We start from the raw sequence: 13,368 nt of genomic DNA, 5'->3' as shown, positions 1-13,368 counted from the left end.
CTCAACCCTCCTTGACCAGGCCGAGATCGGTCAGCACGTTGCGCGTGGCGTTGTAGTAACGCACGTACCCGGTGCAACGGCAGATGTGGTGGCCGAGGCTGTCCTCAATGACTTTTTCCAGTTGGCTTTTGACGATCGGCTGGCGCTGCAGCTTCTCTACCAGCACCGTCGCGGCGTTGACGAAGCCCGGCGCGCAGTAGCTGCACTGGAAGGCGAATTCGTCGACGAAGCGCTGCTGGATCGGGTTCAGCTCGGTGACCTGACCGCTCTCATCACGCTTGGCGTGACTTTCGATGGTGCGGACTTTCTTGCCTTCGAAGTAATGCGCGCCAGTGATGCAGGTGCGCACTTCTTCGCTGGTGCCGTCCGGGTTGTCGACGATCACCACGCAGGCGTGGCAGATACCCTGGCCGCAGCCAAGACGCGAACCGGTGAGGTTCTTGTATTCGTGCAGATAGTCGATCATCGGCAGGTCATCAGGGATGTCCACCGGGCCGACGGATTGACCATTGAGGGTCAGTTGAAGCGGACGGTTAGCCATTGAGGGCCTCCTTGATGCGCGCAGCAGTGATTGGCAGATCGCGAACACGTTTACCGATGGCGTGCGCCACGGCGTTACCGATGGCACCGACCACCGGGATCATCACCACTTCGGCGATGCCTTTGGACGGATCGCTTGGCGACAGCGGCGGCAGAATCTCCGCAGTCTGCTTCCACACCGCCACGTGACGGGCCATCGGCAGGCGATAACGGTTGAAGTTCCAGTCACCCTCTCCCGGCCCGCCTTCGTACAGCGGCATCTCTTCCATCAGCGTATGACCAATGCCCATGGCGATCCCGCCTTCGAGCTGGCCCTTGACCAGTTCTTCGACCAGCACCCGACCGCACTCGACCCACGAATGGTGGTTGAGCACTTCGACTTCCGCCGAGCCTTTGTTGACCTTGAGCTCTACCAGCGTCGCCACCGGGCTGTAGTAAGTCACAGCAGCGTTGTTCAACTGGACCACCGGGTAGTTGATGTTCTGACGATCCAGCAGGTGGAAACCCGCTGTACTCATCAGCGCTTTCTTCGCCTTCGGCGCGCCATCACCGTACTTCACTGCCAGACCGTCGAGCGGCAGACGCTCGCGCACGCCGTCGATGCTGTATTCGGCCTCGGCCCAGCTCCAGCGGTTGAATGCGTGAACGGTGGCACCGGTCACCAGACCACGCTCGTGAGCATGCTTGGCCAGCTCTTCGAAGCTCAATGGCTGCATACCGTTGGCAGTGAGTTTGCCGTCGACCCAATGCGCATCTTCACGACGCACGACATAAGGGTTGGCTTGACCGCCGTAAGGGCCCTGACGCCAGATTTCCATGGCCGCCGGCCACAAACCGTTGTTGAACAGCACGCGCGCCGCTTCACGGGTGGCGTGGCTGAAGTAGTAAGCCGAGTTGGTCGCGGACGACGCCGAGGCCAACTTGCCGACCCAGCGCGGGTTGCGCAGCAGGTTGTCCTGCTCGGCCTGGCTCATGATGTAAGGGTTGCCGCTGGTGATCAGCTGCATTTCCTTCCATTCGGTTTCGCCGGTCTTGACGTCGTGTGCCGGGCTACCAAGGAAGTCAGCAACAACCAGCGCTTGCGAAGTGGACATGCCGGTGCCGATTTCGATACCGATGTGACGCAGGGTGATGCGCCCCTCGGCGGTGAACTCGATACTGGCCATCGGCGCTTCGGAGCCGGTGCCGAAGTCTTTCTGGCAAATCGCGAAACCCACGCCGTACCAGTTGTCCGGGTCGGCGGCTTCGCGCTGTTTCTTGATCGCGTCGCGGTTTTTCCAGACTTCGTGCACCGAGGCCTTGTCGAGAATCTCGTGCAGGCGCAGAGCACCGGCCGGAATCGCGCCCTGGGTGTTTTTCATGCCCGAACGCAGGGCGTTCTTGCGACGCAGATCAATCGCGTCGACACCGAGGCGATTGGCGATTTCGTCGACCATCATTTCGGTCGAGGCCATGCTTTGCAGGGTGCCGTAACCGCGCATCGAACCCGCTTCAACACCGCGCGAGTGGTAAGCGGTGACCTGCAGATCGTTCTGCGGCATGTAGTAGATCGACTGGGCTGCCGTGGCACCCACTGCCGCTACCGACGGGCTGTAGTTGATACGACCGCCACCGTCGACGCTCATCTCGGCACGGAAAATCTTGAAGCTGTAGTCGTTCTTGTCCACCGCCAGTTGGTAGCGGATGTCGAACGAGTGGCGCTTGATGCCGCTCTGGAACTGCTCGTAGCGGTCATTGGCCAGACGGATCGGCACACCGGCGCCATACAGCGCAGCGAGGGCCGCGTAGTAGACGAAGATGTTGTGGTCTTTGGAACCGTAGCCCACGGTGTAGCCCGGGTGCATGTTCAGGTTCGCCAGGCCGAAGCGCGATGGCGCGATCATTTTCGCGGTTTCGGTCGCGGCTTCCAGCGGGCACTGAGTGGCGACCACGAAGTGCAGGGTCTTGGTTGCCGGGTCGTACCAGCCGTTGCCGTTGTCTGGCTCCATGGCGGCCGGTTCGATCGACGGGGTCTTGTAGCGCTCGTCGAACACCAGCCAGTTGTCCGGCGGCGTGTCGATCTGCTGCTTCATGCGATCGGCGTAGAACAGGCCGCGCTCGGTCAGGTTGCCGTGCAGGTTCGGCTGGGAATTCCATACCGGGCGACGGTTCTTCAGCATCGGGAACAGGATCGAGTCCTTGAGGCTGGCGAACTCGTCTTCGTCGGCCGAGGTCGGGCCGCCCACACGCACGTAGCGGAAGCTGCCATAGGGGTCGCCTTCGTAGTACGGCACTTGTGCACCGTAACGAATCGCCTTGTCATTGAATTTGAGTTTGTTCTTGGCCTGGCGGAAACGCTCGAAATCGTTCCAGATCAGGATCGCCACCGGGTGACCGATGAACATCGGCACTTTGCCTTCCGGCAGCAATGGGTCTGGCGCGTGCTCTTCCGGGAAGACGATGCCGTCCTTGTCCAGATCGGCAGCGGTGACGATGCGGTCAGGTTGCAAGTCGGCACCAAGCCACGACAGGTCGTAGCCGGCGTAGATACGGTCAGCCTTGATGGTTTTCAGCAGCATGGCGTGGCCTTGCTGTTCAGGCCAGCCCGGCATGTCCTTGGAGCGAATGTCGCGGGCAAATACTTTGCTGCCGCAGACCTTGGACAGGGCGTCGTTACGTTGGCGTGCCTTGCCGTTGTGGCCGAGCCACTTCTCGGACGGCACGGTTACGCTGTTTTCCATCAAGGCAGCCAGCGCCTGACTGCTGAGCGGCGTGAGCGTGACGCTCACACCCGCCACCAGCCCGCCCTGGAGGAACGAGCGCCGGGATATATCACGGTTGGACATGGATCATCCTCTGGGCGGTTATGTGTCCGCCCTTCTGGTTATCTACTGGGAATCTCGAGTCTTGCAGAAGCCCTTCTTGGCGAAACAAAGGGCGTGTTGACAGTGCAAAGCTGACCGAAAGGTTAACTTTAAAGGTTTCTGAGCGTCCGGCAAACAACCAGTTACAAAAATTTGACTAAAGAATCAAAAAATCAATGCGACGTGGCACCGCAGCAGATCGCCGGGCAAACCGGCAACCCACTGTGGGAGCGGGCTTGCTCGCGAAGGTGTGGTGTCAGGCAGCCCATTTTTAACTGACATACCGCTTTCGCGAGCAAGCCCGCTCCCACAAGGGAGTTTGTATTGGAGTCAGGGTGTGGGCAGGAGGAAAAGGAGGGAAATAGCAAATTTCAGACACAAAAAACCCCGGTCTTTCGACCAGGGTCTTTGCTATCGATTCCGAAACAACCAACGGTTGCTTTCGGTGTTTCAAGGCGTTCAGTGGTCCTTGAAACAGATATGGCGCAGCGGACGGGACTCGAACCCGCGACCCCCGGCGTGACAGGCCGGTATTCTAACCGACTGAACTACCGCTGCGTATCGCTTTGAGCTTGCGCTCAAGTAACTCGTTTTGACTGAAAGCTTCGGTGCTTTTCAATCGCGAACCAGACAGCGTCTGACTCGTAAAATATGGCGCAGCGGACGGGACTCGAACCCGCGACCCCCGGCGTGACAGGCCGGTATTCTAACCGACTGAACTACCGCTGCGCGTCGGTGGAGGCACTTTCAGCCTACCTCTTGCTTGCGCAAGTTTCTCGGGGAATGGTGGGTGATGACGGGATCGAACCGCCGACATTCTGCTTGTAAGGCAGACGCTCTCCCAGCTGAGCTAATCACCCGTTTGCATCTCCGAGGCCGCGAAATTTACGCAGGTAGCGAACCTAAGTCAATAGCAGGATTGAAGTTTTTCTGAAAAAGACAAAATTGCTTCCTACCTGCGAGACCGCCTTCGCGAGCAAGCCCGCTCCCACAGGGAAATGCATTCCTCATGTGGGAGCGAGCTTGCTCGCGAAGACGGCAGCCCATTTGACGCAAATTCAGGAGAAGAACGCGATCTACTCGGTGTAAATCATCTTCTTGGTCATGCCACCATCAACGACGAATTCCTGCCCGGTGACAAACCCGGCATTGCGCGACAACAGCCACGCCACCATCGCCGCCACATCCTCGACCGTCCCTACCCTGCCCGCCGGATGCTGCGCATGATCGGCATCGGCCAGCGGCTCGGCACGGCGTGCGGATGGATCCCGTGCATCGATCCAGCCCGGGCTGACCGCATTGACGCGAATCTCCGGCCCGAGACTGATCGCCAACGCATGGGTCAACGCCAACAAGCCGCCCTTGCTCGCCGCATACGCCTCGGAATCAGCCTCCGACTGCCGCGCACGGGTCGAGGCCAGATTGACGATCGAGCCGTTATGCGCGCGCAGATACGGCGCACAATGTTTGGCCAGCAACATCGGTCCACTGAGATTCACCGCCAGCACCCGGTTCCAGTAAGCCAGATCAAGACTTTCCAGTGTGATGTTGTGCGGATCAGCCACCGCCGCGTTGCACACCAATGCATCGAGACGACCAAACTGCCCAAGCACTTCGGCGACACCCAGCGCGACCTGGCTCTCATCCGCCACGTCCATGGCGATGAACCAGGCATTCTCGCCCAGCACCTTCGCCACTTTCGAACCGCGCACACGATCCAGATCGGTCAGCACCACTTGCCAGCCTTCGCTGATCAGCCAGGCAGCAATACCCAGACCGATGCCACGCGCGGCACCGGTGACCAGCGCCACGCGGCCATGGGTCCCCGCCTTCGGAGTAGACAATTCGATCACAACGCCGCCAGACCGCGCGACAGGTCGGCCTGCAGGTCCGCCACGTCCTCCAGACCGACCGCGATACGGATCAGGCTGTCACGAATCCCTGCGGCTTCACGCTCCTGTGGCGCCAGACGGCCATGGGAGGTGGTGCTCGGGTGAGTGATGGTGGTTTTGCTGTCACCGAGGTTGGCGGTGATCGAGATCAAGCGGGTGGCGTCGATAAAGCGCCACGCGCCCTCTTTGCCGCCCTTGACCTCGAAACTCACCACCGCACCGAAGCCCTTCTGCTGACGCTGGGCCAGCTCATGCTGCGGATGGCTCTTGAGACCGGCGTAATGAACCTTCTCGATACCGTCCTGCTGCTCCAGCCATTCGGCCAGTTGCTGGGCGTTGGCGCAGTGCGCCTTCATCCGCAGATTCAGGGTTTCCAGGCCCTTGAGGAAGATCCAGGCGTTGAACGGGCTCAGGGTCGGCCCGGCGGTGCGCAGGAAGCCGACAATTTCTTTCATCTGCTCGCTGCGACCGGCCACCACACCGCCCATGCAACGGCCCTGACCGTCGATGAACTTGGTCGCCGAGTGCACGACGATGTCCGCGCCGAGTTTCAGCGGCTGCTGCAAGGCCGGCGTGCAGAAGCAGTTGTCGACCACCAGCATCGCGCCTTTGGCGTGAGCAATTTCCGCCAGCGCGGCGATATCCACCAGCTCAGCCAGCGGGTTGGACGGCGACTCGACGAACAGCAGCTTGGTGTTCGGCTTGATCGCCGCATGCCAACCCGACAGATCGGCCAGCGGCACGTAGTCGACTTGCACACCGAAACGCTTGAAGTACTTCTCGAACAGGCTGATGGTCGAACCGAACACGCTGCGCGACACCAGGACGTGATCACCGGCGCTGCACAGGCTCATCACGACAGCCATGATCGCGGCCATGCCCGTGGCGGTGGCGACTGCTTGTTCGGCGCCTTCCAGCGCGGCGATTCGCTCTTCGAACGCGCGCACGGTCGGGTTGGTGTAGCGCGAGTAAACGTTGCCCGGCACTTCCCCGGCAAACCGCGCAGCCGCGTCGGCGGCGGTACGGAACACGTAGCTGGAAGTGAAGAACATCGGATCACCGTGTTCGCCTTCCGGCGTACGGTGCTGACCGGCACGTACGGCCAGGGTATCGAACGCTACGCCTTCGAGGTCGCTGTCCAGCCGACCGGCATCCCATTCCTGACTCATGCTGTCACTCCTTGCCCTGTTCTGAATAAATGAAAGTCTTTTTGCCAGATACAAAACCGGCCCCTCAGGGCCGGTAGAAACTCAGTTGTTGTACAGATCGATGATCGCACTGACCGCCTGGGTCTTGACCTTCGAGGCATCGTTGCGTGCCTGCTCGATCTTGTCCAGGTAAGCCTCGTCGACGTCGCCGGTGACGTACTTGCCGTCGAACACTGCGCAATCGAAGTTTTCGATCTTGATCTTGCCGCCACCGACTGCTTCGATCAAGTCAGGCAGGTCCTGATAGATCAGCCAGTCAGCGCCGATCAGATCCGCCACATCCTGAGTCGAACGATTGTGCGCGATCAGTTCGTGAGCGCTCGGCATGTCGATGCCGTAAACGTTCGGGAAGCGTACCGCAGGAGCCGCCGAACAGAAGTAGACGTTTTTCGCGCCGGCTTCGCGAGCCATCTGGATGATCTGCTTGCAGGTGGTGCCGCGCACGATCGAGTCGTCGACCAGCATCACGTTCTTGCCGCGGAATTCCAGCTCGATCGCGTTGAGCTTCTGGCGAACCGACTTCTTGCGCGCCGCCTGACCCGGCATGATGAAGGTCCGGCCGATGTAACGGTTCTTGACGAAGCCTTCGCGGAATTTCACGCCCAGGTGGTTCGCCAGTTCCAGCGCGGCGGTGCGGCTGGTGTCCGGGATCGGGATGACCACGTCGATGTCATGCTCTGGACGCTCGCGCAGGATCTTCTCGGCGAGTTTCTCGCCCATGCGCAGACGCGCCTTGTACACCGACACACCGTCGATGATCGAATCCGGACGCGCCAGATAGACGTGTTCGAAGATGCACGGAGTCAGGGACGGGTTGGTCGCGCACTGACGAGTGTGCAGCTTGCCGTCTTCAGTGATGTAGACCGCTTCGCCCGGGGCCAGGTCGCGAATCAGAGTGAAACCGAGCACGTCCAGCGAAACGCTTTCGGAAGCGATCATGTATTCGACGCCTTCGTCGGTGTGACGCTGGCCGAACACGATCGGACGAATGCCGTGCGGGTCACGGAAACCGACGATGCCGTAACCGGTGATCATCGCCACCACCGCGTAACCGCCGACGCAACGGTTGTGCACGTCGGTCACGGCGGCAAATACATCTTCTTCGGTCGGCTGCAGCTTGCCGCGCTGGGCCAGCTCGTGAGCGAACACGTTCAACAATACTTCCGAGTCGGAACTGGTGTTGACGTGACGCAGGTCGGATTCGTAGATCTCCTTGGCCAACTGTTCAACGTTGGTCAGGTTGCCGTTGTGCGCCAGGGTGATGCCGTACGGCGAGTTGACGTAAAACGGCTGCGCTTCGGCCGAGGTCGAGCTGCCGGCAGTCGGGTAACGGACGTGGCCGATACCCATGTGGCCGACCAGGCGCTGCATGTGACGCTGCTGAAACACGTCACGCACCAGGCCATTGTCCTTGCGCAGGAATAACCGGCCATCATGGCTGGTCACGATACCGGCAGCGTCCTGGCCGCGGTGCTGGAGCACGGTTAGCGCGTCATACAGCGCCTGATTGACGTTCGACTTACCGACGATACCGACGATGCCACACATGCGACGCAACCCCTACTTAATGGATCTGAACTGAACAACACTCACTGAGGCGTTTTGGCCGACGGCAAGAGTTGCTCCTTGAACGGAATATCAGCGGGTACGCTGATTCCGCTGGCAAGCCACTGACTGCTCCACCCGAGAATCAGGTTTTTGGACCAATCGGCGACCAATAGAAACTTTGGCACGAGCTGTGACTCTTTCCACCACCCGTCCTGCTGTACCGGCCCCAAGCTCAACAGCCCGACTGCCACGACCACCAGCAACACGCCACGCGCCGCGCCGAAGGCCATGCCCAGGAATCGGTCGGTGCCGGACAACCCGGTCACGCGCACCAACTCGCCGATAAGATAATTGATCATTGCGCCAACGATCAGTGTGGCGACAAACATGATGGCACAGCCCGCGATCACGCGAGCCGATGGGGTTTCGATGTATCCGGCGAGGTACTCGGACAGTGAGCCACCGAACATCCAGGCAACAGCTCCTGCGATGATCCAGGTCACCAGCGATAATGCTTCCTTGACGAAGCCGCGGCTCAAACTGATCAAAGCGGAGATGGCGATGATTGCAACAATCGCCCAGTCAACCATGGTAAATGGCACAATGCAGCCTACAGACGGATAAGGCGGCGCATTTTAGCAGAGCGCACCGCTGTCGGTAAGCTGCGATTGTCAGTGCATTTCAATCCGGACGATAGTTTTTAGCCACGCTCTGGCTGGAAGCGCACGACAAAACCCTTAAGGTTCTGCTGACGACCCAACAGATCACGCAGACGATCGGCTTCGGCGCGCTCGATCAGCGGGCCGACGAACACCCGATTCTTGCCATCAGCGGAACGGATGTAGGCGTTGTAGCCTTGGCTGCGCAGGGTTTTCTGCAGGCTTTCGGCGCTGGCGCGACTCGACAGACTGGCCAGTTGCACCGACCAGCTGACCGACAGACCGTTGGCGTCGACGCGGCTTTGTGTGGTGTCAGGCTTGGCCGGAGCGGCAGCAATCGGCTGGGCCGGCGCCGGAGCAGGCTTGGCGACTGGCGCAGGCGCAACCGGTTTGGCTACCGGAGCCGGTGCTGGTGCTGGGGCCGCGGCAATCGGCATCGACGGCGCCGATTGCTCGGCCACTTCATCATCACTCGGGACCGGTTCCTGCGGCAGTGCTTGCGGCTCGGGCACGGCTACCGGCTCAAGCTGCACTTGCGGCACGGCAGGCGCTTGCGGCGCAGCCGGCGCATCGACCGTGACCTGGCGCTGCTCGTCCTGACGGGAAAACAGCATCGGCAGGAAAATCACCGCCAGCGCCACCAGCACCAGGGCACCGACCATGCGCTGCTTGTACGCTTTATCCAGCAAAGCCATTTGCCGCTTCCTCCGTGGAGCGCCGGGCCAGCCATTCAAGGGCCTCGGCGACACAATAAAATGATCCGAACAACAGAATCTCGTCGTCGCTGGTTGCGATCTCGCACTGCCCTTCCAGCGCAGCCGCGACACTGTCATAGGACGTGACAGAGGCGCCAAGGTTCTGCAACGCCGCGTGTAATTCACTGACCGGACGCGCACGCGGCGAATCCAGCGGCGCTACCGCCCAGTGCTGGACACTAGCATTCAATTCGCCGACAACACCATCCAGATCCTTGTCCGCCAACAGGCCGAATACCGCCAGACGCTTGCCCACCGGTGGCCGACTGGCCAGACGTCGCGCCAGATACTCCGCCGCGTGCGGGTTATGCCCCACGTCCAGCAGCAGGTTCAGGCGCTTGCCGTTGAACTCGAACGAGCGGCGATCCAGCCGGCCGACCACGCGAGTGGCCTGCAAGGCCGCAACAATTTGCGACGCATTCCACGGCAAACCGAGCAGCAGATACGCCTGCAATGCCAGCGCTGCGTTTTCCATGGGCAGGTCGAGCAGCGGCAAATCATGCAATTCGACCGCCTGACCCTGTGCGTCAGTGCCGCGCCATTGCCAGTTGTGATCGGTGATTCCCAGATCGAAGTCGCGCCCGCGCAGAGAGAACGGGCACGCCAGCTCGCGAACCTTGTCGAGCAGAGGTTGCGGAGGATTCAGGTCGCCGCACAGCGCAGGTTTGCCCTGGCGGAAAATCCCGGCCTTCTCGAAAGCCACGGACTCGCGGGTATTACCCAGGTACTCGGCATGATCGACACCAATGCTGGTGACCAGCGCGATATCGGCATCCACCACGTTGACCGTGTCCAGACGCCCGCCCAGACCGACTTCCAGCACCACAGCGTCAAGTTTTGCCTGCTGAAACAGCCAGAACGCCGCCAGGGTGCCCATTTCGAAGTAAGTCAGGGAAGTGTCGCCACGCCCGGCCTCGACCGCAGCGAAAGCTTCGCACAGCTGTGCGTCAGTGGCTTCGACGCCATTGAGCTGCACCCGCTCGTTGTAACGCAGCAGGTGCGGAGAATTGTAGACACCCACGCTCAGGCCCTGCGCCCGCAGCAACGAAGCCACGAAAGCGCAGGTCGAACCCTTGCCGTTGGTGCCGGTAACCGTAATCACCCGAGGCGCCGGCTGGCCCAGCCCCATGCGGGACGCTACCTGTTGCGAACGCTCCAGCCCCATGTCGATGGCCGATGGATGCAACTGCTCAAGGTAGGCGAGCCACTCGCCAAGGGTACGCTCGGTCATACGTTGGCAGGCACCGGTGGAACGACGATTGGCTCGACAGGAGCGGCGACGTAGGTCGGAGTCGGCTGGCCGGTCAGTTGCGCCAGCAGATTGCCCAGACGTGGACGCAATTCACGACGATCAATGATCAGGTCGATCGCGCCATGCTCCAGCAGGAACTCGCTGCGCTGGAAGCCTTCCGGCAGCTTTTCACGCACGGTCTGCTCGATCACACGCGGACCGGCGAAGCCGATCAGGGCTTTCGGCTCACCGACGATCACGTCGCCGAGCATTGCCAGACTGGCGGAAACACCGCCGTAGACCGGGTCGGTCAGCACCGAGATGAACGGAATGCCTTCTTCACGCAAACGCGCGAGCACGGCCGAAGTCTTGGCCATCTGCATCAGCGAGATCAGCGCTTCCTGCATGCGCGCACCACCGGAGGCGGCGAAGCAGATCATTGGGCAACGGTTTTCCAGGGCGTAGTTGGCGGCGCGCACGAAGCGCTCACCGACGATGGCGCCCATGGAACCGCCCATGAAGCTGAACTCGAACGCCGACACCACCACCGGCATACCCAGCAGGGTGCCACTGACGGAGATCAGCGCGTCTTTTTCGCCGGTCTGCTTTTGGGCTGCGACCAGACGGTCCTTGTACTTCTTGCCGTCGCGGAATTTCAGACGGTCAACCGGCTCCAGGTCTGCACCCAGCTCGTTGCGGCCTTCGGCATCCAGGAAGATGTCGATGCGCGCCCGTGCGCCGATGCGCATGTGGTGGTTGCACTTGGGGCAAACGTCCAGGGTCTTTTCCAGCTCAGGGCGATACAGCACAGCCTCGCAGGACGGGCATTTGTGCCACAGACCTTCAGGCACCGAGCTCTTCTTGACCTCCGAACGCATGATCGAAGGGATCAGTTTGTCTACCAACCAGTTGCTCATGCTTTTTTTTCTCCAGTACCGGCGGCCCGAACGCTCTGGTTCGCAGCCCCGCGTATGCCCTTCAGCTAAATTCATGTGTGTGGCGATGATTGATGGAACGCCGCGGTCAGCGCGAAACATGACCTGCGTGCAACTCCAGAAACCCTCAGCCTCGCCTGCTTTGTGCAAGTGCATTGATGGACGGCGGCAGACTGCCAGCCGTCACATCGAAGTAGACGCTCCCTGCGAGCTTCTACGTACGGCATTGATGAACGCGCGGATCTTCGCATGATCCTTGATGCCTTTGCTCGCTTCTACCCCGCCGCTGACGTCGACCGCGTAAGGTTTGACCCGGGCCACGGCGTCGGCGACGTTTTCCGGGGTGAGGCCACCGGCCAGGATCAGCGGCTTGCTCAACGTTTGCGGAATCAAAGACCAGTCGAATGCCTCGCCGGTTCCGCCGGGCACGCCTTCGACGTAAGTGTCGAGCAGCACGCCACTGGCGCTCGGATAAGCATCGACGGCAGCCGCGATGTCGTCGCCGGCCTTGACCCGCAGCGCCTTGATGTAGGGACGATGCCAGCCTTCACAGTCGGCAGCGACTTCGTCGCCATGGAACTGCAACAGATCCAGCGGCACGGCATCGAGGATTTCCCCCAACTCGCAGCGGCTGGCATTGACGAACAGGCCAACGGTGGTCACGAACGGCGGCAACGCCTGAATGATCGCCCTTGCCTGCTGCACGCTTACCGCCCGCGGGCTCTTGGCGTAAAACACGAAACCGATCGCATCGGCTCCCGCCTCGACCGCTGCCAACGCATCTTCTATGCGGGTAATCCCGCAAATCTTGCTGCGAACGGCTGACATGTCGATAAAAACCTCAAGGTAAAAACCGGGAAAGTCCCGGATGGTAACAAAAGCGTTCGGGGGCGTCAGCCGTCAAGGCCCGAGAAACCCGTAAGGAAATGTGGCCCGATGAAACGCTCGGGCAACGGGAACTCGTCGTGGTACTCGACTTGCACCAGATACAGACCGAACGGATGCGCCGTCACGCCACCGGCACGGCGCTCGCGACTCTCCAGGACTTCCTTCATCCACTCGACCGGACGCTCGCCGGCACCGATGGTCATCAGCACACCGGCAATGTTGCGCACCATGTGGTGCAAAAAGGCGTTGGCGCGAATATCGAGAACGATCATCTTGCCGTGGCGAGTCACGCGCAGGTGGTGCATTTTCTTGATCGGCGATTTCGCTTGGCACTGCCCTGCACGGAACGCACTGAAATCATGAGTACCGATCAGATACTGCGCCGCCTCGGCCATACGCTCGACATCGAGCGGGCGATGGTTCCAGGTGATCTCTTCGTTGAGATGGGCCGGACGAATCTGATCGTTGTAGATCACATAGCGATAACGCCGCGCGATGGCTTTGAACCGCGCATGAAAATGCGCCGGCATCACCCGCGCCCAGCTGACGCTGATGTCGTGGGGCAGATTGATGTTGGCGCCCATCACCCAGGCTTTCAGCGAACGATCGACTTGCGTATCGAAATGCACCACTTGTCCGCAGGCATGCACGCCCGCGTCGGTACGCCCGGCGCACTGCAGTGAAACCGGCGAGTTGGCGACTTTCGACAAGGCTTTCTCGAGCTCTTCCTGCACCGTGGCCACGCCGGTCAACTGGCGCTGCCAGCCGCTGTAGCGCGAACCTTTGTATTCAACGCCAAGCGCGACGCGGTAAAAGCCGTCGGGTGCCATTTCGGCGACCGGGTTATCTATGTTTGCCAAGGTGGGACA

11 protein-coding genes and 3 tRNA genes are annotated in these 13,368 nt (G+C 60.8%); all 14 read right to left on the bottom strand.

Annotated elements, in window-relative coordinates; translation table 11 throughout:
- Position 1 precedes the first annotated feature (1 nt).
- Positions 2-541, bottom strand: coding sequence for a (2Fe-2S)-binding protein (locus NTD85_RS19855; protein WP_003226408.1), 540 nt, complete (start codon positions 539-541; stop codon positions 2-4).
- Positions 534-3,365 (bottom strand): xanthine dehydrogenase family protein molybdopterin-binding subunit, encoded by a 2,832-nt coding sequence (locus NTD85_RS19850; RefSeq protein WP_262142991.1) that lies wholly within the window; start codon positions 3,363-3,365, stop codon positions 534-536. Before NTD85_RS19850 ends, NTD85_RS19855 begins: the two co-directional genes overlap by 8 nt.
- Before the next feature lie 499 nt (positions 3,366-3,864).
- A tRNA-Asp gene (locus NTD85_RS19845) sits at positions 3,865-3,941 on the bottom strand.
- A 94-nt stretch (positions 3,942-4,035) separates the two neighbouring features.
- Positions 4,036-4,112, bottom strand: a tRNA-Asp gene (locus NTD85_RS19840).
- A gap of 55 nt (positions 4,113-4,167) precedes the next feature.
- Positions 4,168-4,243: transfer RNA gene (locus NTD85_RS19835), tRNA-Val, on the bottom strand.
- Between the two features lie 216 nt (positions 4,244-4,459).
- The gene (locus tag NTD85_RS19830) at positions 4,460-5,236 is read right to left on the bottom strand and encodes an SDR family oxidoreductase (protein WP_003226413.1); all 777 of its coding nucleotides are present in this window, start codon (positions 5,234-5,236) and stop codon (positions 4,460-4,462) included.
- Positions 5,233-6,444: an O-succinylhomoserine sulfhydrylase gene (locus NTD85_RS19825; RefSeq protein ID WP_262142990.1), complete on the bottom strand. Its 1,212-nt coding sequence runs from the start codon at positions 6,442-6,444 to the stop codon at positions 5,233-5,235. Before NTD85_RS19825 ends, NTD85_RS19830 begins: the two co-directional genes overlap by 4 nt.
- Before the next feature lie 81 nt (positions 6,445-6,525).
- Positions 6,526-8,031, bottom strand: coding sequence for an amidophosphoribosyltransferase (purF, locus tag NTD85_RS19820; protein WP_003226416.1), 1,506 nt, complete (start codon positions 8,029-8,031; stop codon positions 6,526-6,528).
- A gap of 41 nt (positions 8,032-8,072) precedes the next feature.
- Entirely contained in the window at positions 8,073-8,633 is a 561-nt protein-coding gene (locus NTD85_RS19815) for a CvpA family protein (RefSeq protein WP_045122548.1), read from the bottom strand.
- A 98-nt stretch (positions 8,634-8,731) separates the two neighbouring features.
- On the bottom strand, positions 8,732-9,385 hold the full coding sequence (locus tag NTD85_RS19810) for an SPOR domain-containing protein (RefSeq protein WP_201137129.1): 654 nt from the start codon (positions 9,383-9,385) through the stop codon (positions 8,732-8,734).
- A complete protein-coding gene (gene folC / locus NTD85_RS19805; protein ID WP_103520453.1) occupies positions 9,369-10,676 on the bottom strand; it encodes a bifunctional tetrahydrofolate synthase/dihydrofolate synthase in 1,308 nt (435 codons plus the stop codon). Before folC ends, NTD85_RS19810 begins: the two co-directional genes overlap by 17 nt.
- The gene (accD, locus tag NTD85_RS19800) at positions 10,673-11,593 is read right to left on the bottom strand and encodes an acetyl-CoA carboxylase, carboxyltransferase subunit beta (protein ID WP_027611535.1); all 921 of its coding nucleotides are present in this window, start codon (positions 11,591-11,593) and stop codon (positions 10,673-10,675) included. The genes folC and accD overlap by 4 nt, the downstream gene beginning before the upstream one ends.
- Before the next feature lie 201 nt (positions 11,594-11,794).
- Positions 11,795-12,439: a phosphoribosylanthranilate isomerase gene (locus tag NTD85_RS19795; protein WP_103484395.1), complete on the bottom strand. Its 645-nt coding sequence runs from the start codon at positions 12,437-12,439 to the stop codon at positions 11,795-11,797.
- Positions 12,440-12,504: 65 nt separating this feature from the next.
- Positions 12,505-13,329: a tRNA pseudouridine(38-40) synthase TruA gene (gene truA / locus NTD85_RS19790; protein WP_262143059.1), complete on the bottom strand. Its 825-nt coding sequence runs from the start codon at positions 13,327-13,329 to the stop codon at positions 12,505-12,507.
- Positions 13,330-13,368: the final 39 nt, after the last annotated feature.

The sequence above is a fragment of the Pseudomonas sp. 13B_3.2_Bac1 genome (genome assembly GCF_025466205.1).
Classification (GTDB): domain Bacteria; phylum Pseudomonadota; class Gammaproteobacteria; order Pseudomonadales; family Pseudomonadaceae; genus Aquipseudomonas; species Aquipseudomonas fluorescens_H.
The sequence above is the reverse complement of the archived record's forward strand: the minus strand, read 5'-3'. Positions and strand labels throughout refer to the sequence as shown.